This is a genomic window from Chryseobacterium sp. FP211-J200, assembly GCF_001643375.1.
GTDB lineage: Bacteria > Bacteroidota > Bacteroidia > Flavobacteriales > Weeksellaceae > Epilithonimonas > Epilithonimonas ginsengisoli.
The window spans coordinates 73,896-96,436 of the sequence record NZ_LSHB01000012.1 but is presented as its reverse complement, the minus strand read 5'-3'; the positions used below and the strand labels follow the sequence as shown (position 1 = coordinate 96,436).

24 protein-coding genes are annotated in these 22,541 nt (G+C 37.4%); 17 read left to right on the top strand and 7 right to left on the bottom strand.

The features are described from left to right. Nucleotides 1-267: 267 nt before the first annotated feature. From AXA65_RS05210 to AXA65_RS05145, 15 genes are all read left to right on the top strand, one after another. Nucleotides 268-915, top strand: a complete 648-nt coding sequence (locus AXA65_RS05210) for an O-methyltransferase (RefSeq protein WP_063969059.1) — start codon at nucleotides 268-270, stop codon at nucleotides 913-915. A gap of 33 nt (nucleotides 916-948) precedes the next feature. Further along, nucleotides 949-1,665, top strand: coding sequence for a C40 family peptidase (locus AXA65_RS05205; protein ID WP_063969058.1), 717 nt, complete (start codon nucleotides 949-951; stop codon nucleotides 1,663-1,665). A 247-nt stretch (nucleotides 1,666-1,912) separates the two neighbouring features. Next, on the top strand, nucleotides 1,913-2,410 hold the full coding sequence (locus AXA65_RS05200; RefSeq protein ID WP_131797771.1) for a hypothetical protein: 498 nt from the start codon (nucleotides 1,913-1,915) through the stop codon (nucleotides 2,408-2,410). A 25-nt stretch (nucleotides 2,411-2,435) separates the two neighbouring features. Then, complete coding sequence (locus tag AXA65_RS05195; protein WP_063969056.1) at nucleotides 2,436-3,161, top strand: hypothetical protein; 726 nt, start codon at nucleotides 2,436-2,438, stop codon at nucleotides 3,159-3,161. Nucleotides 3,162-3,228: 67 nt separating this feature from the next. Beyond that, a complete protein-coding gene (locus tag AXA65_RS05190) occupies nucleotides 3,229-3,645 on the top strand; it encodes a hypothetical protein (RefSeq protein ID WP_063969055.1) in 417 nt (138 codons plus the stop codon). Between the two features lie 217 nt (nucleotides 3,646-3,862). Next, entirely contained in the window at nucleotides 3,863-4,402 is a 540-nt protein-coding gene (locus tag AXA65_RS05185) for a hypothetical protein (protein WP_063969054.1), read from the top strand. A gap of 153 nt (nucleotides 4,403-4,555) precedes the next feature. After that, nucleotides 4,556-5,533 carry a hypothetical protein gene (locus tag AXA65_RS05180; RefSeq protein WP_063969053.1) on the top strand — a complete coding sequence of 326 codons (978 nt, stop codon included), beginning with the start codon at nucleotides 4,556-4,558 and terminating at the stop codon, nucleotides 5,531-5,533. A 13-nt stretch (nucleotides 5,534-5,546) separates the two neighbouring features. Next, nucleotides 5,547-6,173 (top strand): hypothetical protein, encoded by a 627-nt coding sequence (locus AXA65_RS05175; RefSeq protein WP_063969052.1) that lies wholly within the window; start codon nucleotides 5,547-5,549, stop codon nucleotides 6,171-6,173. A gap of 25 nt (nucleotides 6,174-6,198) precedes the next feature. Further along, nucleotides 6,199-7,284, top strand: a complete 1,086-nt coding sequence (locus tag AXA65_RS05170; RefSeq protein WP_063969089.1) for a YARHG domain-containing protein — start codon at nucleotides 6,199-6,201, stop codon at nucleotides 7,282-7,284. Nucleotides 7,285-7,314: 30 nt separating this feature from the next. Beyond that, complete coding sequence (locus AXA65_RS05165) at nucleotides 7,315-7,974, top strand: suppressor of fused domain protein (protein ID WP_063969051.1); 660 nt, start codon at nucleotides 7,315-7,317, stop codon at nucleotides 7,972-7,974. A gap of 9 nt (nucleotides 7,975-7,983) precedes the next feature. Then, nucleotides 7,984-8,436, top strand: coding sequence for a hypothetical protein (locus tag AXA65_RS05160; RefSeq protein WP_063969050.1), 453 nt, complete (start codon nucleotides 7,984-7,986; stop codon nucleotides 8,434-8,436). A 23-nt stretch (nucleotides 8,437-8,459) separates the two neighbouring features. Continuing rightward, a complete protein-coding gene (locus AXA65_RS05155; RefSeq protein ID WP_063969049.1) occupies nucleotides 8,460-8,819 on the top strand; it encodes a hypothetical protein in 360 nt (119 codons plus the stop codon). Nucleotides 8,820-8,855: 36 nt separating this feature from the next. Beyond that, nucleotides 8,856-9,299 carry a hypothetical protein gene (locus tag AXA65_RS19425; protein ID WP_086048081.1) on the top strand — a complete coding sequence of 148 codons (444 nt, stop codon included), beginning with the start codon at nucleotides 8,856-8,858 and terminating at the stop codon, nucleotides 9,297-9,299. 5 nt (nucleotides 9,300-9,304) lie between these two features. Then, entirely contained in the window at nucleotides 9,305-9,745 is a 441-nt protein-coding gene (locus AXA65_RS19420) for a hypothetical protein (protein WP_086048080.1), read from the top strand. Nucleotides 9,746-9,757: 12 nt separating this feature from the next. Beyond that, on the top strand, nucleotides 9,758-10,318 hold the full coding sequence (locus AXA65_RS05145; protein WP_063969048.1) for a hypothetical protein: 561 nt from the start codon (nucleotides 9,758-9,760) through the stop codon (nucleotides 10,316-10,318). A 57-nt stretch (nucleotides 10,319-10,375) separates the two neighbouring features. Here AXA65_RS05145 and AXA65_RS05140 read toward each other — a convergent pair whose 3' ends face one another. The 5 genes from AXA65_RS05140 to AXA65_RS05120 form a co-directional block, all read right to left on the bottom strand. Continuing rightward, entirely contained in the window at nucleotides 10,376-10,630 is a 255-nt protein-coding gene (locus tag AXA65_RS05140; RefSeq protein ID WP_063969047.1) for a hypothetical protein, read from the bottom strand. 25 nt (nucleotides 10,631-10,655) lie between these two features. Further along, complete coding sequence (locus AXA65_RS05135; protein ID WP_371131536.1) at nucleotides 10,656-12,860, bottom strand: TonB-dependent receptor plug domain-containing protein; 2,205 nt, start codon at nucleotides 12,858-12,860, stop codon at nucleotides 10,656-10,658. 442 nt (nucleotides 12,861-13,302) lie between these two features. Next, entirely contained in the window at nucleotides 13,303-14,112 is an 810-nt protein-coding gene (gene kdsA / locus AXA65_RS05130) for a 3-deoxy-8-phosphooctulonate synthase (protein ID WP_063969046.1), read from the bottom strand. A 240-nt stretch (nucleotides 14,113-14,352) separates the two neighbouring features. After that, on the bottom strand, nucleotides 14,353-14,880 hold the full coding sequence (locus AXA65_RS05125) for a DUF1697 domain-containing protein (protein WP_063969087.1): 528 nt from the start codon (nucleotides 14,878-14,880) through the stop codon (nucleotides 14,353-14,355). Nucleotides 14,881-15,198: 318 nt separating this feature from the next. Further along, nucleotides 15,199-18,684, bottom strand: coding sequence for a DUF2723 domain-containing protein (locus AXA65_RS05120; RefSeq protein ID WP_063969045.1), 3,486 nt, complete (start codon nucleotides 18,682-18,684; stop codon nucleotides 15,199-15,201). A gap of 217 nt (nucleotides 18,685-18,901) precedes the next feature. Here AXA65_RS05120 and AXA65_RS05115 point away from each other — a divergent pair, with 217 nt between their 5' ends. Next, nucleotides 18,902-19,939, top strand: a complete 1,038-nt coding sequence (locus tag AXA65_RS05115; protein ID WP_063969044.1) for a PLP-dependent cysteine synthase family protein — start codon at nucleotides 18,902-18,904, stop codon at nucleotides 19,937-19,939. A 75-nt stretch (nucleotides 19,940-20,014) separates the two neighbouring features. Next, nucleotides 20,015-21,286 carry an aminotransferase class I/II-fold pyridoxal phosphate-dependent enzyme gene (locus AXA65_RS05110; RefSeq protein ID WP_063969043.1) on the top strand — a complete coding sequence of 424 codons (1,272 nt, stop codon included), beginning with the start codon at nucleotides 20,015-20,017 and terminating at the stop codon, nucleotides 21,284-21,286. 54 nt (nucleotides 21,287-21,340) lie between these two features. On the opposite strand, the gene AXA65_RS05105 is transcribed toward AXA65_RS05110, so the two are convergent. Then, nucleotides 21,341-22,054 (bottom strand): phytanoyl-CoA dioxygenase family protein, encoded by a 714-nt coding sequence (locus tag AXA65_RS05105; RefSeq protein WP_063969042.1) that lies wholly within the window; start codon nucleotides 22,052-22,054, stop codon nucleotides 21,341-21,343. After that, nucleotides 22,054-22,530, bottom strand: a complete 477-nt coding sequence (locus tag AXA65_RS05100) for a hypothetical protein (protein ID WP_063969041.1) — start codon at nucleotides 22,528-22,530, stop codon at nucleotides 22,054-22,056. Before AXA65_RS05100 ends, AXA65_RS05105 begins: the two co-directional genes overlap by 1 nt. Nucleotides 22,531-22,541 lie beyond the last annotated feature (11 nt).

Genomic DNA, 22,541 nt, shown 5'->3' with positions numbered 1-22,541 from the left:
AAGAGCTCCGTTCAAGTCGGGCTGCAGTTTCGTCTACCAATCAACATTTGGTTTATAATTAAGTAGAATGGTCTTCAATTTAAAAAGTCTTCGACTCCGCTCAAACTGACATTTGAATAGCAAGTTTAGTATCAGAAATGTAACACTGCGCGGAGTCGAAGTGTCTTTTATAATCTGGGATTGATTTGTAAAGTCAAATGTACTTATTGGTAATTGGTTTCAAATTACATTAACTTTGGACTTTAAACCTCAAACTCCGAATATCAAATGAGTTATTTCGAAGAATTAGACAAAGAGATGGACCGCTACCTGGAAGACAACGCTTCACAAGAACCAGTGATCCTCAAAAAACTAAGAAAAGAAACCTATCAAAAGACAACGCAACCTCACATGATCTCCGGCTATTTACAAGGCAGATTACTGAGCATCTTGTCGCATATCATCAGTCCGAAAAATGTTTTGGAAATTGGAACTTTCACAGGCTATGCTGCGCTTAGTATCGCAGAAGGTTTGCCCAAAGACGGGAAAATTTACACGATCGACAAGAACGAAGATCTAGCCTACATTCCGAAAAAATATTTCGCAGAAAGCGATTACAAAGACCAAATCGAATTCATCATCGGAGATGCGAAGGAAGAGATCAAAAAACTGGATAAAATTTGGGACCTTATTTTCATAGATGCTGATAAAGAAAGCTATCTGGAATATTTGAAACTCATCAAACCAAATCTGAGGTCAGGAAGCATCATCCTGATTGATAACGTGCTTTGGTACGGAAAAGTTCTGGAAAACAATCCAAAAGACAAACAGACAGAACAGATCAAACTCGTGAATAAAATCGTAACCGAAGATCCCGATTTCGAAAATCTAATCTTACCTTTGCGAGACGGATTGCATCTCATTAGAAAGAAATAAAATTCGTACTTTTAAATTCGTAATCCACAAAAAATGAATAAAGGAATTTGTAACGTTTCCATCGCTCCACTGAGAGCAGACTGCTCCGACAAAAGTGAGATCGTCACACAACTTTTGTACGGCGAATCTGCCGACATCATAGACGTTTCCAACAATTGGACAAGGATCCGAACGCATTACGACAACTACGAAGCCTGGATGGACACAAAACAGATCACGCCTGTTTCAGACGAATATTTAGCATCACGAAAAATCAATCTCATCAAAGAAGCTTTCCAATCGACGATGACGGAAAGTGGAAAAGTGCTTCTATCAATGGGATCAGAAGTTACTTTTGAAACCAGTTCGCCAACTCGTGGGCACGACCTCAGCGAAAGCATTGTGAACTGCGCCAAAGAATTCCTAAACGTTCCTTACTTGTGGGGCGGAAAAAGCTTTTTCGGCATTGATTGTAGTGGATTCACGCAGATCATCTACAAAGTTCATGGCATCAAAATCCCGAGAGATACTTACCAACAAGCTGAAAATGGCGAAGTTCTTACTTTCATAGAGGAAGCAAAACCGGGCGACTTGGCATTTTTTGAAAACTCGGAAGGGCGAATCATTCATGTTGGATTTATCTTGGCGGATCAAAAGATCATTCACGCTCACGGAAAAGTGAGGATTGACAGTTTGGATTCTTCAGGCATCTTCAACAAAGACCAGAACAAGCACACGCATAAATTGAGATTTATCCGATCTTATTTTTAGCGGTTTTTCTTAGACAGAAACTTCTCATCCATTTTATTTTTTCATAACATTCTGAAAATCATTCTGAGTGGAACATATCTTGTTGTAAATTTGAAACACCCTCAAACAAGATTTCTTGAGATTGACAATTACCATTTTTCTGTTATTAATAATGTCCATTAAATCTTATGGACAGGAAAAAACCGTTAAGATCAACAATAACAATTTTCATTTTAAAATTATCAATAATGAAAATTCGTCCGAAAAAATGCTCAAAATTTCTCGTGATAATAAGCCAATCATAACTCACATTCTTCACAAGGATGACGGCGATTGTTCCTCGATTCAAATTGAATTAGGAAATTACGATATCAAAAACAATAAGATCATATTCTACACTTATTGGGCAGCTGCAGATTTGCAAGGGATTTTGACCTATCCATTTGGTTTCCGAAAACAAATCTACAATGTCAGTACGAATGGAAATTTATCATTATCAAAAGCGACGATCTACATTGAGGAAGATTACATTAATGATAAAAAACAGGAAGGTCTCAAATTCTTAAACATTAAAGCCAAAAACAGATCAGAAGAACAATTACTGCAAAATTACAAAGCTGTTGTTGAGAACAAGTATCATTCGGAATTTGTTGATGGGAAAGAGAAAGAATTGCTGATGAAGGAAGTAAGGCAAAAATTACAACAAGAAATCCTCATAGAAACGAAAGACTGGAAGGAAACCTATGGTAGTAATGCAAAAATGTGATTGATCATAAAATTTAAAAACCATCATGAAGATCTTACTTTTCATTTCGCTATTTTTCTTTGAAGTTTGTAAGGCCCAGCTTTTCATCATTAATGATATAGATGGCTACACCAATGTTCGCGAAAAACCAAATCAAAATTCAAAAATCAATGGCAGAATAATCGAAAATCAAGTTTTCGCGATTGACAGCTATTTGCAAGATGAAGAGAATAAATCTAACGATTGGATTGCGATAAAGTTTCCTACCAATATTGATGAAAAATCAAATTTTTTGAAATTTGAAGGCGAAGAAAAAACAGGCTACGTTCACAAAAGCCGACTGGTAGAATTGGAAAACTTACCAAAATTTGAAAAGAATGAAATGCATCCAAACAAAGTCATTCATCAAAATAACGATACCGAAGTCGTTATAGAAACTCAAGCCTTCAAAAGATCGGACCACAAGATCAGCCAAACGGATGAAGGATTTTACCTAATCGATGGCGAGAAAGCTTTTCCTTATTACGGTGGGGAGACGACGGAAATTAAAAGTATTGTTTTCAAATCAAAAGATAAGACTTTTATTTCCCCCAAAAACTTTTTTAAAAATCTACTGATGGTGAATGCCGAAAACACGAGCGTTTACAGAGGAAACAATGACGAATCATACTTACTTTTTGATGCAGGCGATGGTGCGGACAGTTACAACATTATTTTCTGTATCAAGGATTACAAATTATTTTCCAGAACGATCACCTCAACAATTCCTTGAAATATTAAATAATTTCTGGATTTAAAATAAATAAAAAACCAGCTCTAAATAAAACAAAAAAAACAGGATGGAAATTTTTGACATCATCATCCCAATACTTATCACAGGCGGAGCCTTTATGGTCTTCGGCATATTGCTGATGATCCTATTTTTTCTGATAGATTGGCTATTACCTAGAACAAGCTTTTTTATCATTGATAAAGTTTTACTTTTCGGCACTTTCAGTTTGCAATTAGGCGTTTTTCTATTTTTATCCGCTCTCGCAGGATTATCACTTTCGATGGCGATAGACGGTCTTTTTGCAGGAGAATATATTTTGAATTTCAACAGAATTGGTAGTTCCAAAACAATTATCACTTGGGAAGACAGGCCTTTTCGATTTGTCTTTCAGACTGTTGTGTTCATTGGATTTTCCGCTTGGATCATAAGATATCTCATCAAGATGTTTCGCGATGTTTATCAGAAAAACAGACAGAAAAATTAATGTGCGGTAATCTTAAGGTGAATGGAAAATCATTCAGAATAGATTCTATAAGATGGCTGAATATTGAAACAATAAAATTTTAAAACAAATATTAACTTTAAATAAAAAACCATGTTAGTCATTTTTGGAACCAAGAGAGTTGGAAAAGACACTTCTTCCACTACAACCATGGTAGTCATAGAAAAAATTCCGCCAACACATAAAACCCCAAAACACAATGAAAATTATCGCAACAGTCATCATACTACTTCTAATTACCTGTCAGATTAAGGCAGAAAGAAAGGACAATACGAACTACAGAAATTCTGTAAGAAACGATATCCTTACAAAAGATAAGGACACTCTGTATGTCCTGGAAAAAACAAATGATGAAAATTATCTAATAATAACTGCTCCAGAAAACTCCGGACTCGAACTTCCTGACAGTTCTGGTAAAGTTGACCTCATAAAATCTGGCGACTTCAATGCGGATAAAAAAATTGACAAAATGGTCAACTTAGGAGCTTGCGGAACCGGAGGTTGCATGACCGGTGTATTTCTGAATCACCACGACAATTATTACACGCTGGCATTTAGGGACTACTTGAAAAACCCTGAATTTGAGACAGATAAAAAAGGATTGTGGACCATCATATCTTCGGAAGAAATAGAACCTTACAATCCATCCAAGAGACAGATCTCGGTTTTTAAATTAGATAAAAAAAAGAAGTATTATGTTCTTGACAAGACTTTTGTTCATCAAGATAAAATGAAATAATCTGCTCCAAAAATGTTCCTTTCAATTTCAAATTAATTACGCGCTCTCAGTGTATGAAACAGAGAATGATGCGAAACTGGCGCGACAAAAGGAAGCGATGAATAGGTTTAATAATTGCGGCTTTCCTCATCAAAACTTCAAAAACAAAAAACCATGATCAGACAATTTATTCTATTAGCGTTGAGTTTTATTTTGATAGCCTGCGAGTCAAAGCATCAAGAAATTGCAGGCATTTGGTTTCACGCTGGGTCACTGAAAACTGAAAATGATTTTTATAATCCAACAAATTGGGAGACGTTCAAGAAACACTCCGAAAAGACGGATGCGAAATTTTCTGAAGAATTTATTTTTCTAAAATTGAGACTGAATGAAGACCATACTTTTTCCGAACAATATTTTGACACAAAAACTAAGCAACAACGTGAGAAAACCCTTTCTGGCAATTGGAAATTAGCAAACGATACACTCATTCTGACCACAAATCTCCATCCTGAAAACGCTTCTATTGAGCGCTATTTTTTGTTTCAGTCCAATGATTCGGCGAAACTGCAACTCAAAATCATCAAAGAGATTTCAAAGGAAAATGGGAAATCTACAGTCAATTTTGATCTTCAAACCAAACAGAAGAAATTTGACAATCTAATTAAAACTGTAGGTCTGAATCAAAATGAATTCTACGCTAAAAGTGACGAATACTTCGATGATTTCTGGGAATTTCACAATTTTGGGAAGTATCAGATCTTAGCTAAAGTGACGACTAACGCTGATCATATTGACCATTACAGTCAAGATATTAAGGATATCATCTACGGCAATTATTGGGACTACATTCCCTATTACGACCCCATTTCTGAATACACAAAAGGGCGGCTGGTTTTTAATAAAAATGATCAGCTAAAAATCATTTATCAAGATCTCTCATCTCAGTCTGGCTGGTGTGGAACTCTTAGCAACGCCGATTACAACACCACTTGGAACTGGGACAAAAACGCAAACAACATTACAATCAACCACAAAAAAGAAGGAATTCCACTAGAAATTAGACAAATGTTTCGCTCCGAAAATCCAAAGACTGAGAAATATAAAATCCTGGCGAAAAACAAATTTGTGATGATCTGGGAAAAATTATAAAAAACCAAACCGTATGAAAACAGAAATCTTAGAAAGAATAAAGCAACTTGGCGGCAATGTTGACAATGTGAAAGGAAGCTCTTTGAAAGATGACCTATTAGCCATCACCTTTGACACCGTACTCTACCAAAGACCGGTTGATACACCGTGGGCCAGTGCCGAAGAAGAGGAACCGATCTTTGGAATTGGGGATTTCATTGATGAAAATACAGAACTTTTAAAAACCGATAAGCAAGCCCTTTACGACAAAATCATCGACAAATATTTCCGGCTGACAGAGGACAGTTATGGACAGTCATTTTGGCAACCAGTACTCTTCACACCTTTCAAAGAAGGCACAGCAGATTTTGAGGAATGGAATTCAGATTTTACAGCTGATGACACGGATTTGAGCGAAATAATAAAAGTGACAAACGACAAAACACCAGACTTTCTTCAGCTTTTTTACACTTACAGCTATCCCGACAATTTTTACATCTGCCTTTCAGACCCTGATCCAGAAAACACAACTTTGTTTGGAACAGACCACACTGTTTTTTTCCGAGAAGTGACAAACGAAGGCACTTTGGAAGATTTTATCAACACTTTTATGACCAAAGACGAACTCTTGGAAATTGTAAGGAAACAACTAGAAAAGTAGAATGACCAAGAACAAATTAAAGATTATGAAAAATCTTGCATTCTTATTACTACTAATACTTTCCGGCAATTGTGCACTAGCAAATGACGGTGCATTTTTCGCAAAAGGAAACCAATTGATTCCGATTTCCGAAACTGATATTTCTGTAAAAAAAGAAATTCTGACCTTGAAAAAGGTACAGAACAAATACATAGAAGTGACGGTTTACTACGAGTTTTTCAATCCAAAAGAAGCTAAAAATCTGACCGTTGGGTTTGAAGCCTTTTCTCCCGAAGGTGATGTAGATGGCGCTCCGAAAAACGGACAACATCCTTATATGAGAGACTTCACAGTAGAACTGAACAATCAGAAACTGAAATACAATATCGCTTACGTTTCGGATAGTCTGTACAATAATGCCGGAAAAATAAAAGCGATCGACCTTAAAAAATTTGAAGGAAACAAAAGCGGAAACTACGTGGATTTTTTCTACGTCTATCATTTTGTCGCTCATTTCAAAAAAGGTTTGAACACCATCAAACACACTTACAAATATGACGTTTCCGGATCCATCGACTACAATTACGATTTCGAATATGCGCTTTCACCCGCAAAACGCTGGGGAAACAAGCAGATCGATGATTTCACTTTGATCATAGACAATGGCGATTTCGAAACATTTTTCATCAACAAAACTTTTTTCAAAACTGCTAACGAATGGAAAATCGACGGCGTTGGGAAAACCGAAAACGTAAAAGGAACACCAAACGCATTTATCGAGAAAGATGCGCTGAAATTCCATATCCAAAAAGGAAAGATCATTTTTAAGAAAATTAATTTCAAACCTGATGGAGATCTATTTGTGTATTCTCAAAACATTTTAGGTTTTGAAGACCTCAGTTATTTGCCATATTCCTATTATCAGGCAGAAAACATCGCCAAACCAGAAAATGACCTTCAAAGAAAGATTCTTAAAAACCTACCTTTTGCCAGACGCGGTTACGTTTTTCAAAATCCCGAACTGAAAACTTATTTTGAAAATTTGGACTGGTATATTCCTGACCCAAAGTATATTCCTGACTTAAATTCCCTCACGCCAGAAGAAAAAAAATGGTACGAAAAATGGAAATAAATTTGATGAATTAACAAAAAAACTTCAAAGATGCATATCACAGATTACCAAAAACAATTTACCGAAGACGACGCCGTTGGCTGGGATGCCATAGATGCAGGATTGTTGAAGATCTATCCCGATCAGGAACCGAAACATTTTGCGCCGATCATTCATTACGCATTGGGAGGCGAGGAACCTTTGGATGGAATCAGCGTCTACGAAAGTGATAAACAAACGCCTCATTTTCATTTTGTAACGTATGGTTTCTCTGAATTGTATTACAACGAAAAATCTGCAGGTGGCGACTTTAGCAAATTTGGTTTTGAACTGACTTTCAGACTCAAAAAAGAAAGTGATGATGACAATATCAACTGGGCTTGCAACTTGCTACAGAATATTGCGAAGTATGTTTTCAACTCCGGAAAATGGTTTGAAGAATTTCATTTCATTCCGGCCAATGGTCCTATCCGAAGTGACTTTGACACCGACATTACGGCTTTGGCATTTGTCCAGGATCCTGAGCTTGGTAAGATACAAACACCACACGGCGAAGTGACTTTTCTCCAAATGGTAGGCTTGACAACGGAAGAATATGAACTGCTGAAGGAAAATCCGAAAACCTATGAAACCGAAAAAACCATCAAAAAACTGAAACTCAACAACGAACTTTTGATCACTGACCTTTTAAGAAAATTATCCATTAAATAAAACCAAACTATGACACTAAACGAAATTGCGTGGAGTTTCTCCTCAAAAATCTACACGAGCACAGAAGAATTCAATCAAGAAATTATCGATTACCAAAAAGCCATTTACAAAACAGACGAAAAGTGGAAACCGAATGAAATTGTTTTTGATTTTCCAGAACTTCAGATCCAGTATGAAGCGTGGATCACGGACGCTTCGCAACTTTTGGACAACGAAACTTTACTTGACGAAGAAGATGCATTTGACGAAGACAACAGCGACCAAGGAATGTTTCAAGTCGAAGTCGTATCGCATTTCAAAGCCGATAATGGAGAAAATTTCACAGCTTTGGAGTTTCTCTTCAAAAGCCACAATCAGCAAGCCAACAAGGAACTTGGCGACCACGTTTTTTTTGAAGGAACTGATGAAGATCCAAACATAATTGATGGTTTGCCATTGTGCTACATTGCATGTGGAAGTTAGATCTTTAATTAATCCTAACTATTATGAGTTACGATATTCAACTATACAGAACAGAAACCAAAGATCGTGAGAAAAACGCTGGTGATGAGAATTTTTTCGATCACGAGGATAATCTTGAACCTTTCACAGAAGAACAGTATAACTATTTAAAAGATAGAATTTTAAAATACGATTATATTCTAAAAGAGGAAAAGAATAGAGATCTGAGATTTGCTCATCCTGAGTATAATATCTTCGCTTTGTTGACGGATGGAGGTTTGTATTTCACTTCAGGTTTTGACCAGGACAGTATTTTTGAAGCAGGAATGACAGCTTCGGAACTGACCGATACGGATGAATTTGCAAAGTACGATCCTCAAAATAATGGCTGGGAAGAATTTTGAAGTTGAAAAAACCACGAATCACTAAAATAAACAAATATGGAAAATTTACAAAAAAGCTTAGTTAATTATTTACAGAATTCTGACAAATCCGTACAAGAGACTCTGTTTGTTACCACCGATGTTCATCCTGTATGGGAAGACAATCCAGAGATTCTGGTACTGGCCAATGAACAAATATTACAACCCGTAGGAATTCTCCCAAATGAAGAAATTCTAGTTTTCATAGGAATGCACGCGAAAACAATGTTTACAGGAAAAAGAGACAGCGTAGGTTTTCTCATTACCAATTTCAGGATCTTGACCCAGACCGACTATTCTGTCATAGGAAAAGCAGAATCTGCGCAAAGTACACTATTTACCAAAAGACAAAATGTGGACGACATCGTACCAACAGTCTGGCAGGATTTCAGCAAAAAAAATCAGTTATCGATTCCCGGCGAGCAATTATCAGCCATGCAAACGGCTTTAAAAACGTTTTAGACCTTGTGCTTCCCAACTTGCAGCAACTGAGTTCTTTGCCTGACGAGATCATAAAATCAAAGCACATCCATGACAGGATACGAGATCTTGGATTGCAATCTGCGCTGAAAAGTTATGATCAAGACGAGAAAAAACTGAAAAAGTTTGCTGAAAAATACAATCTATCCGACGTCCAGTTCGGTATGGTGGACAAGCCATTTTTTGGTGGCGTTTACGGTTTGGTGATTACAAAAGATGGCATCGTAAGCAGAGATGCGATGGAAGACAGTTTTACAAGTTCCTGGCAGGACATACAGAATGACACGGCAAAAATTGGTGAGAAAAACGATATCATTCTCGCTGGCGGGAAACGACATGTTATCCCAACTTTTCAAACAGAATTTGCACCAAGTCTCATTATTCTGATCAATGAGCTGGCGAATGGTGAGACCCACTTAAAATTTTAAGGATCAATTGAAATGATTAAAAGAATAATAGCAATCACCATCTTCTACGTCATTATCATCGTAACAGCGGCCCTTACGATAACTTCATCAAGCAATAACTATCTAATTATCATCGTTGGATTCGGGATTATTTTTTCCTTGCTAGTCGTTCGCGAGATCTACAAAAAATATTTTGTGTCCTTCAAACCGAAAGATCAAAAGATAGTTTACAATGATTTAAATGTTAATAATTTAAATAAGATCTCATCGAGACCATTTCTGTTCGGAATAGAAAAAAAATTGCTGAGTGACGATGAATTTTATTTTGACAATGAAAATTTCTATGCCATCAATCAAGACAATAAAACGGCAAAGTTCAATCTGAAAGACATCAAAGAATTGAGCAGAAGTGGCGTCAAAATTAATAATTCAAATATTTGGCAGGTCAAGATCAATGCTGAAAACAAAGAATTAGTTTTCAAATTCGCTCATAACTACACGCTTTGGAACAAGAGTTTCCTCGACTTTTATGAGAAAGTTAAAACATTGAATCCTTCGGCCATAAAATCAGAATGGAGCCTTTGGAAAATGTGACATCAAAAATAAAGCTTCCACAATTTGGAAGCTTTCTTATGTATTATGAAGCAAAAACTAAATCGGTAAATTCCTGCTCTTCATTTCTACTCTCAACTTATTAAAGTTGGAAATATTACTCATCAAAATCGAAACAAAAATGATTGGCAATACCGAAAAAACACCGAAACCCTTTTTCATGGTAATGAAGACCGCAGCAACAATCAACAAGATGAAAACTACGATAAATCCAATCAAAATACCTTTCGCCGTCTTGTAACTTTTCGTCAACACTTCATCGCTCAAATGAGCCAGGCTTTCTGTTTTATCCATTTTTTATTTTGTTTGATATTGGTCCTTACAATTTGAATTCTAGCTTCACATTGAAGAATCTTCCAGTCAATCTCACTGGAACCGGATAGTACAATTGTGGCGAAGAATTCACGTCGCTGATCCATTGGTTCGCGATCGTATTGTTGATATTGAAAGCATTGAAGATCTGAACACCCAAAGTCAATTCTTTGAATTTGCCCCAGAAATTGCCACTTGCCTTGTTGTCTTTTTGGTCAATGAAAACCTTCGTCAAACCAATGTCAACACGCTTGTAAGAAGGCAAGTTTTTTTGATAACGGTACGCTGCCAAATAATCTGGCAATCCGTTCGCATCAAATAAAACGGGCGTTCCTGATGGTAATCCGCTCGCATAGGTCAAAGTCAAATTCACTCTCATACTTGGAAACTTCGGCATGTAATCCTGATAGAACATAGAGAATTTGAAGCGCTGATCCGTAGGTCTCGGGATATAACCCATGCCTTCGATGTTTTCATAAACTCTCGCGTAACTCGCAGAAATCCAAGAATCGATGCCGGGAACGAATTGCCCAAATAATCTTGCGTCCACACCGTAAGCATAACCTTCGGAATTATTTTTACCAGAATATCTTACTCTCACATTATCCATGTAATATGGGATCAGGTTTTCCATTTTCTTGTAGTAAGCTTCGGTTGTCAGCTTGAAGTTTCTTTCTTTAATTTTAAATTCGTAATCATTGGCGACGATGATCTGATAAGATTTCTGAGCTGTGATATCCGAATTGAAAGCACCCGTCAAATCCTTAATTTCCTTATAAAATGGCGCCTGATAATAGACACCACCCGCAACTCGGAACAACATGTCCATATCCCAATTTGGTTTGATGGCAAACTGTGCTCTTGGGCTGAACAAGGTCTCCTTGTTGAAACTCCAATTCTGGATTCTCGCACCTCCATTCACAAAGATCCTGTTGCTTCCCCAATAGAATTTTTTGGAGAATTGTGCATAAGCGGAAACTCTGGTTGGATTGATGTCGTTTTGTCCAGCGATGTAATATTTAAGATTAAGAGCAGAAGTATCCAGATTTCCCGGGATCACAAAATCTCTTGGATTGCTGTACCCGATGGAATCTACAAACTGCCACTCATTCGTGAAGTCTTTGATGGTCTCTCTCTCATACTTCACACCAACTTCGAAGTCTGTGTTCACGTCTGGAGAAAACTTGGTTCTGAACTGTGAACCTGCGACTCTTACTAATAAGTCATTTCTCGCATGATCGATCTGTCCACCTGCGTCGTAGCCTGCGACTGGATTTCCTTCCTCGTCAAAAGCTTCCAAAATGTAGCCAGATGCGATGGAGTAATATTCTCTCTCTCTGTTCTGATAAGCAAAGTTATCCAATGAGAACTGCCATTTTTTACTAGGCTTGAAGTTCACACTTACCGTTCCCATCATATTTTTGTACTGGTCATCCTCTTGTCCGTTGTAGAAAACGGTTAGTTTCAAAGGTTGTAGAATACTTCCAAAATCCACTTCTTTCTCTTTCGGATACATCTGATAATCGTTCTTTGCATAATAGCCTAAGAATGACAAAGACCATTTTTCATTGAACTGATAATTAAGATAGGTCTGAAGATCCATGTATCTCGGGTTGAAATCTGTATCCTCGTTCAAAGTATTGAGGACCAGATTCGTATTTCTGTAACGGCCGGAAATCAATCCTGTGAATTTTTTATCTTTTGAGGCAAAACCGGTTGTCAATCTTCCACCGATCAAACTAGCTTCTCCTGAAACTTCGAAGTTTTCTGGTTTTCTATAATAAATATTCAATGCAGATGACATTTTATCGCCATATCTCGGCTCGAAGCCACCAGCAGAGAAATTGATCGTGGAAACCATATCCGGATTCACAATACTCATCCCTTCCTGCAAAGAATTTCTAATTAAGAATGGTCGATACAACTCGATATCATTAATATAAATAAGGTTCTCATCATAACTTCCACCTCTTACCATGTATTGCGAGCTCAGCTCTGCATTGGAGTTCACGGAAGGCAAACTTTTCAAAAGTCCTTCCACACCACCAGATAGTGATGCTACTTCTCTCGCCTCTTTTGCAGAGATCTCTACAGAAGTGATATCGTTGCTTCGTTTGGCTTTTTTCTGGAAGACCACTTCCTGTATCTCATTTTCCTTTCCAACAGGAAAAAACAAAACGTTGACACCTTGCGTTTTCGGAGAGGTTTTGATGACCTTGGAAAAACCTTTAAAGTTCTCTTTTTGTACTGTCAAAGTCTGCTCAGAATCTGCAAGAGGCACTTTGATGTAACCGTTTTTATCGGTTTGATAAGATTGATTGTTGTATGAGACGTTGGCTTCGGAAACAGGTTTCCCGTCTTCGTCCAGAACTTTTAGATTGATTTGAGAAAATGCCGCAACTGGCAAGAAGAAAAGAATTAAGAGAATATAGTTTTTCAAAGTTGTAATTTTTTTTCGATTTATATTTGAAAATTGAATCTTAGAAAGGCAAAAATAACAATTAATCTAAAGAACGAAAGAATATTTATAATTGTTGTACAAAAAATTGATTTGTTTGTAGCTAATTGTCTATCAATTATGAAATTTTAAGTAATTATTTTAAATTCTCAGCACATTTGCCAATAAAAAAGTCCGGAATCACCGGACTTTCATTTTATAGAATTGCTTCTCTTATTCTTGTTAGCTTGCCAAGCAGGTCATCAAGAAGGTCCAGCTTCAGCATATTGGCACCGTCTGATTTCGCAATAGAAGGATCTGGATGTGTTTCTATGAACAAGCCATCTGCTCCAACAGCAATTCCTGCTTTTGCGATGGTTTCTATCAATTCAGGACGTCCACCCGTGATGCCAGAATTTTGATTTGGTTGTTGCAATGAGTGCGTCACATCCAAGATCACCGGCGAATATTCTCTCATGGTCGGAATCCCACGGAAATCTACAACCAGATCACTATAACCAAAAGTATTTCCTCTTTCAATGATCGCTGTTTTATCATTACCAGAATCTTTCACTTTCTGAACTGCAAATTTCATCGCTTCCGGAGAAAGGAACTGTCCTTTTTTAAGACTCACGGCTTTTCCAGTTTCTGCCGCCGCAATCAGCAAATCAGTTTGTCTTACCAAGAAAGCTGGGATCTGCAAAACATCCACATATTCAGCTGCCAAAGCCGCATGAGCATTCTCGTGAATGTCAGTAGTTGTAGGAACGTTGAAGGTCTCTCCTACTTTTCTCAGGATCTTCAAAGCTTTCTCGTCGCCGATGCCCGTGAAAGAATCCACGCGGCTTCTGTTCGCCTTTCTGAATGAACCTTTGAAGATGTAAGGAATATTATATTTATCAGAAAGTTTCACGATGTGTTCCGCGATCTGCAAAGCCATTGTTTCGTCTTCGATGGCGCAAGGTCCAGCGATCAGGAAGAAATTTTTGGAATCTTTGTGATGAATGTTATCTAAGTATTGTATCATTTATTTGTAGAAATTAGAGGTTAGAAATTAGATTTTAGATCTATTTTTTCAATATAAAATCGAAGTACAAATATACGCAATTAATGGAAAATCCTTTCAGAGTTTTGAACACTGAAAGGGTCGATATTTATTATATTTTTTCTTTGGACTTTTGACATTCTTCACTAATTAGAAAACGTTGCAAGTAACTGAGTTTAAATACTAAGTTGAGATTCTTTCAGAATGACAAAGCGAGTATACTTAAAACTTCTTGATGATCTTTTCAAAAGTATTGATATTCCGGCTGGTCATTTTATCTTTAAAGCTTTTTCTGCCAAGGATCTTTCCGAACATGGAATCCAAGGTTTGACCTTTCGGTACTTGCCAATAGAAGATTTCGTTGACGATTTTGCCTTGTTCACCTTCAGCTTTGCTTGCTTTTTCAAATTCTTCCAACAAAGTCTGTTCTACTTTTTCACTTCCTAGGAAAACATAATTGTGGAAATTATCGATGGCGATAAACGGATCATTTCGGAAAATATCGTTGATCTCTTTTTCATTTTTGATGAAGAGAAAAGCATCGTAACTGAAGTGCTCCGACATTGCTTTCTCTAAAATCGATTTCAATTCGACAGTATTTTTCTCTGACTGAAACAAGATATTGCCTGAAGCCAAAACGGAGGAGACATTGTCGACACCAGCGTCCGAAAAAACTTTGCATACGTCGGCCATTTTCATATTGGTTCCTTTGACGTTGACGCCACGGAGAAAGGCACAAAAGTTTTTCATAGTTGATGGGTGATAGTTGATAGTTGATAGTTGATAGTTGATAGCGAAATTAATATTTCTTGTCTTAAAATCTCTATTGATGGACAACATTTAATATGAAGTCGAAACCCATAGCCCCGATTGTAGAGGAAATCCTTTTTTGCGTGGACTTCGGTGATTAGTTGTGACAAAACGTGATGCAAAAAAGATTGCAACGGAAAGCGGGAAATAGCTCCAAAACTATTTTATAAATTCTGTTCGACAAAGTCAAATAACTCCTAAAACATAGATAAAATTATAAAATAAAAACGTCCCGAAAATTCGAGACGTTTGAGTTGTTTATTGTGTGACCTTCATCAACTGTTTTGTGATCTGATCAATCTTTTCGGCTTCGTAGGTCGTGTCATAATCCTTCATGATATCGAAGAGATATGAGTAGAATGACGTGACTTTCTGGACATCATCTGCCTTTTTGAAAGCTTTCTCTTTGCCCATCTCCTGAAGGTCCTTGATGAACCCATTGAATCTTTTATCGATGACATTGAGTGAGTTGACAAGGTAAGCGTAGCCTTTTTCCTTCTGACCGATCTTGTTGTAAGCATCGGAAACTGCGCCTACGACAAGGGAATATTCCATTGGTTTGGTCTTCATCTGGCGGCCTGCGTAAACCTGGAACTTAGGCGACAATCTGGTGTAGTAGTCGTACTCGTCAAAGATTCCTTTTTTGAGATCTTCTGCCAACTTAAGACCTTTTTGTTCTTGTCCAGCAACGATGTAAGCGTAAACGATGGAACTCAATGATCTTGGGTCGTTGTATTTTGAAACCGGGATCTCGCGGCTTGCCAAGTCTAATATCTCGATGGCTCTTTTCTTGTCACCTTTCAAGACCAATGCTTCTGCAGCGCGGCTTGCGGATGATCTGTAACTTACGATATTTTGGGTACAAGTCTCGTCGAAATGGGTTTTCAGGTCTTTGAAATTACCCCATCTGTAATTCTTCACCGTGTTGTAAAGTTCGTCTGCGTTGACCATTCCAAGTTCACCATCTACGGATTCTTCGGTTTTGATAGGAACCAATCTGTAGCTGTGACCATCATATTTTAAATAATTGGAAAGGAAAAACAGGTTGTTTGGGTCGTAGATCCCACCGCTTGAGAAGTTGATCGGACGTTTCCAGTCGAAGTTGGCAAGGATGTCCATCATCAACATGTTATTTTTGAACATGCTGGTTCCTTTATAACTGATGACGATCTGCTTCTCTGCTTTCTGAGCTTCGGCTGGTGTGATGATGCCTGCTTTGATGGCATTGTTCACATTCACAGGAAGTACAAATTTCGAAACCGGAAGGAAATTAAATTTCTCATAACGCTCTTCTCCAAAGATCATCTTCACGATCTCATCTTTCTCAGGTGATTTCATTTTTAGGAAGTTCACTGCCTCTTTCAAAGTGATCGAATCCTGGGTCAGGTATTTTCTGAACTGTGCAAACTGCGTATCTGGTGCACCTTGATCTTTCAGGTTTGCAAATATATTGGCCCAATCGTCTTTTGACATTAGGAAAACCTGGTCATTGGAACCTTCACGGTAATCTTCGTGCGTCAAAGTGGACGGAACTGCCATCGCATCGTACGTTCTTCTCTTTACTTGGTCGATATTCCAAGGTGTGGAAAGCAAAGTGAAATTCACCACTTTCACATCTCTACGGAATTCCTCAGTTTCCTGGATCGCCCAAACTGGATAGGTATCATTGTCTCCGTAAACGAACATGATGTCGTTTTTCGGAAGTGATTTCAGACTTGAATAAGCGTAATCATAAGCGGCATATCTCTCGCTTCTGTCGTGGACATTGTAGTTTTGGAAGCCCATCATCAACGGAATCCCTAACAACACCACGCCAATTGCGACCTGAGCGCCTTTGCTCTGAACTTTTTTCTGAAGGAACCAATAGATCGCTGCAACTCCAAGACCGATCCAAATCGCAAATGCGTAGAAGGAACCGACCATGGCGTAATCTCTTTCACGCGGCTCGAACGGTTTCATTCCCGTGTAGAAGACAATCATCACACTTGTTAGAATAAACAATGACAGTATTGCGTAGAATCTTCCGAAATCTCGATTTAGTTGAAAGAAGAATCCGATCATTCCTAATATCAACGGCAACATGAAGAACTTCACGGTACTTTCATTTTGGAATTTCGCTGGCATAGCATTTTGATCGCCCCAAAGATTGTTATCGATGAACGGAATTCCTGTGATGAAGTTTCCGTTGGTGTTTTCCATATGACCTTCGACATCGTTTTGTCTACCGGAATAGTTCCAAAGTAGATATCTTACGAAGTAGAAATAATTCTGGAATGTGATAAAATAATCGATGTTCTGAGCCAAACTTGGACGCTGAACATTGATAATCCCGAATTGTTTAGCCTTGAGGTAATCGTCCATTTTGATGGTTCCGTTCTCGTATTTCTGACGAAGCTCATCAAAAAACTGTTTAGCTTCTGCACTTTCAGACACTTGTTCGTTTCCATAATTGAAGGTGAAATCTGGCGCGCCGTACATGGAGATGTAATTAGGCATCACCGACTTATCCTCGCTGAACATCCTTGGGAAAAGACTCACTTGTTCTGGACTGAAAACATAATTGAATTTCTCGCCTACCAATCGATATCTTCCTGTTTGAGCATCCTTCTCATAGGTATCACCGGTTTTTACCGTTTTGTAACTTCCATCCTCGTTTTTCTGGATTCCGTTTGGATCAAGATAAGCGGTGTAGTTTTGACCGTAAATTGTTGGCCAATCACCGTATTGTTCACGGTTATAGTAATCCAACATTCCCAAAGCATTGTCTGGATCATTCAAGTTCATTGGTGGATTTGCATTTGCACGAATCGGAATCACCAACCAGCAAGAGAATCCGATCATCATATAGACCACTGATAGTGCAATGGTTTGATAAATCGATTTTCCTGTTTTTCTTGTATAATTGATCAACAAATAACAAAGGACGATCAAAATCACAAAGGCAAAAACGGTCCCTGAGTGGAAAGGTAAACCTAATCCGTTAACAAAGAACACTTCAGATTTTCCGAACAACGTCATAATGACCGGGAAAATGATCTTAAAAACGATGATCAATATTAATAAAGTTACCGCATTGGCAATCAAAAATGATTTCCAAGTGAACTTGTAATTTCTTGTATAATAAATTAAGCAAACCGCTGGCAAAGCCAACATACACATCATGTGAACACCGACTGAAAGACCGATGATGAAGAACAATAAAATGATCCAACGCTCATTGTCTTTCTCAAGATATTCGTTTTCCCATTTCGTGATCAGCCAAACGATCAAAGCAATGAACATACTTGCCATCGCATAAACCTCGCCTTCCACAGCTGAAAACCAGAATGAATCTGAGAATGTAAAACACAAAGCACCAACGGCTCCGGCAAACAAAGTAGCGATCTTTTCTGCAATCGTGATGTTTTCGAATTCCCTATTTAATAATCTTCTTACGAGATGCGTGATCGTCCAGAACAAAAATAGAATTGTAAAAGCGCTACACAACGCAGACATTGCATTGATGACCAACGAATAATTCTGCCCGTCACCAAATGCGAACAATGCTACAACTGCTCCCACCAATTGAAACAAAGCTGCTCCAGGTGCGTGGGTCACCTCCAGTTTTACGGCTGAGGAAATATATTCTCCACAATCCCAAAAACTGAAGTTAGGTTCGATGGTTGATAGATAAGTAATGAATGCAATTGCGAAAACGACCCATCCGAGAATGGTGTTCCATTGTTTAAAAGTCCAGTTCTTCATATTGTAACAAGAAATATCGGCGAAATTAACATTTTTGAATTAGTTATTGGTGCTTTTAACAAAAATTAAACTTTAGAATTTAATATAAAATACAGAAAATTTGTAGATTAAATTACAATATATCAGACTTATAACATATTAGTATGTCAAAACTAAAAAACATTGCAATTTTTTTTTTATTTTTGCAGACAGTTTTTGAGAGAAAAAATGATATAAAATGACGAATGTATACGATAATATTCTTGGTTTGATTGGCAACACCCCGTTGGTCAAATTGAATCACGTTACCAAGGACATTCCTGCGACAGTATACGCTAAGTTGGAGTCTTATAATCCAGGCCATTCTACGAAAGACAGAATTGCCCTTCACATCATAGAAAATGCAGAAAAGAAAGGTCTGATAAAACCAGATTCTGTGATTGTTGAAACCACATCTGGCAACACTGGATTCTCTATAGCGATGGTTTGTATCGTAAAAGGTTATAAATGCATCCTTGCGGTAAGTGATAAAACGAAAGCGGAGAAAATTGCCTATTTAAAAGCTTTAGGAGCAACAGTGTACGTTTGTCCTGCTTCTGTTCCGGCAGATGACCCAAGGTCTTATTACGAAGTGGCAAAGAGAATTGCAAGTGAAACACCTAATTCGGTTTACATCAATCAATATTTCAACGAACTGAATATTGATGCGCATTACCAGACAACTGGCCCAGAACTTTGGAACCAGACTGATGGAAAGATTACCCACGTTTTCGCTTGTACAGGAACTGGAGGTACACTTTCCGGAACTGCAAAATATTTGAAAGAACAAAATCCTGACATCAAAGTCGTTGGTGTAGATGCAGATGGATCGATCCTGAAAACTTACCACGAGACAGGAAAGATCAATAAAACAGAGATCCATCCTTATCAGATCGAAGGTCTTGGGAAAAACTTGATCCCAGGCGCACTTCTTTTCGATAAGATCGATGAATATGTAAGAGTAAATGACGAAATGTCCGCTTACAGAACACGTGAAATAGCTCTAAAAGAAGCAATTATGGGTGGTTACACAACTGGAGCTGTGACTCAAGCTTTGATCCAGTACGCCAATTCTCACGAATTCAAAAGTGATGATCTGGTTGTATTAATTTTTCCTGATCACGGTTCACGCTACATCACCAAAGTTTACAGCGACAAATGGATGGAAGAGCAAGGCTTCATCAACAATTGTTTTCACAATTACGATGAGATCTTCAAAACAGAGATTATCAAATAACAATTCAAAATATTAATAAACCTTTTGGAAAGACAAAAGGTTTTTTCAGTAAATCAAAAAATATCAGTTAGAAAAATGGACATTTTTGAAAGAATAAAACAGAATCCAGGTCCTTTGGGACAATTCGCAGATTATGCAGAAGGCTACTATATCTTCCCAAGATTGGAAGGTCCAATTGGCCCGAGAATGAAGTTCCAAGGGAAAGATGTGATCTTCTGGAGTGCCAATGATTATTTGGGACTTTGCAACCATCCGGAAGTTTTGGAAGCGGATGCAAAAGCCGCTGCAGAATACGGCATGTTTTATCCAATGGGCGCAAGAGCAATGTCTGGCGAGACCGATCAGCATTTGCAGTTAGAAAGAGAATTGGCAGAATTTGTTCAGAAAGAATCAGCATATCTATTGAATTTCGGTTACCAAGGAATGGTGTCTTGCATCGATGCTTTGGTTTCCAGAAATGACGTGATCGTTTACGATGTAGATTCTCACGCATGCATAGTGGATGGCGTAAGATTACACTCAGGAAAACGTTTTACCTATAGACACAACGACATTGCAAGTCTTGAAAAAAACCTACAAAGAGCTCAGAAAGTAACTGCTGAAACCGGAGGTGGAATTCTTGTAATTACTGAAGGTGTTTTCGGAATGAGAGGTCAGCAAGGAAAACTGAAAGAGATCATCGCACTTAAAGAAAAATATGGTTTCAGAATTTTGGTGGATGATGCGCACGGATTCGGTACGCTTGGCGAAACTGGTGCTGGTGCTGGAGAAGAGCAAGGCTGTCAGGACGAGATCGATGTTTATTTCTCAACTTTCGCAAAATCTATGGCTGGTTTCGGTGCTTTCTTAGCAGGAAACAAAGAAATTATCCGTTATCTGAAATTCAATCTTAGATCTCAGATTTTTGCAAAATCTTTGACAATGCCAATGGTAATCGGAGGTTTGAAGAGATTGGAACTTTTGAGAACAAGACCAGAGATCAAAGCAAAACTTTGGGAAAATGTTGAAAAACTACAAGGCGGACTTAAGAAAATCGGTTACAATCTTGGAGATACAAACACTTGTGTAACGCCGGTTTTCATCCAGGGAAATCCTGTTGAGGCAATGCTTTTGGCGAGAGACCTTAGAGAAAACTATGGTATTTTCACATCAGTTGTTTCTTATCCAGTGATTCCAAAAGGAATGATCTTGTTAAGATTAATTCCAACCGCTTCTCACACAGACGCTGAGATCAATGAAACACTCGAAGCTTTCGAAGGAATCTATAAAAAACTGGAAACAGGTTATTACAAAGAGTTGGAAGCGCAACAAATTAAAGAGCAGAACTTACAGTTTAAAGAGATTTAAATTTCGATTTTAATAAATAAAAAAACTCCTGAAATTAATTGTTCAGGAGTTTTTTTAGTTTAATTTTTCAGACCAATTGATTTCCTCAGGTAATTCCATATTGGAAAACTCAATGTGAATGACTCTTCGTTTTTGATAGTTGGTCGTTCTGTTTGAACCATGAAGAATCAAAGGTTTCATTATCATAATTCCGCCTTTGTTTACGGAGCAAATCTCTTCAGTTTCTACATTCCAATCGATGGTTTCAGGTCGATAGATCTCTTTGCTGTGGGAATTTGGAACCACTTTCAAAGCGCCATTATTTTCATCTGTATCATCGAGATGAATTCTAATCGTAAAGATATTTTTCAAATAATCAATCGGAGGCTGAACAGCAAACTGATTTTGCTTGGTTGTCCAAGGTCCAAAACCTTCCAAATCTAATTTCTTATCAACCGATATGGTCAAATCCTGATGATAAGACACATACCAATTTGATTTTTCTGGTTTATCAAAATAGATACTTTTGACCACAAAATAATCGTTTCCAAAGATTTCATTAATAATTTTATTGACGTTATCATTAAAAATAAATTGATGACTTTCCGGAACTTCTTTCAAAAATTGTCTGATGGCGAAAAGGTCTTCCGATTTCCTGAAAGTTTCCTTTGAAGTATCGATGGAACCAATGACATTAATGATTTGATTGATTTCTTCCTCAGAAAAAACATCATTGATGATTGTGAATCCTTTGTTGGAGATTTCGTTTCTATGGTTTTGTAAAAGCATCAAGTGGATAATTTTTTATTTACGATTATTTGCTTTTTCTCAAATTCAAATAGTATTATTGTCAACTCTTGTCTCTCAGTATCCGTTATTGAATAATCTAAATCATCAAGAACTTCCTTAATAATATAATACTCAGTTATATTTTTTATAATTCCTCTACTAAGAATTTTCGCAGGAAGATTTTTTATTTGTGATGTTAATATTTCAATCGTAGGTAGTTTGTAAGAAGTTAATTTTAAATTTAATTCTATCAATAATTCGTTAGGCAAATCTTTGAGACCTGTCAACGTATCAATTAATCCTTCACGTAATCCTCTTCTTGCTTTAGCCTCACTTTCTTTTTCCCATTTGTTTAAAATATTAATTGGAGAATATTCAGGATTTAAATCTATATTCATCAAATCAACTTGAAATTCCCAAATAATTGTGAAGATAAATTTATAATTATCGTAGTTGCCTTTATTAATTTTAAACATTTTATAATCTA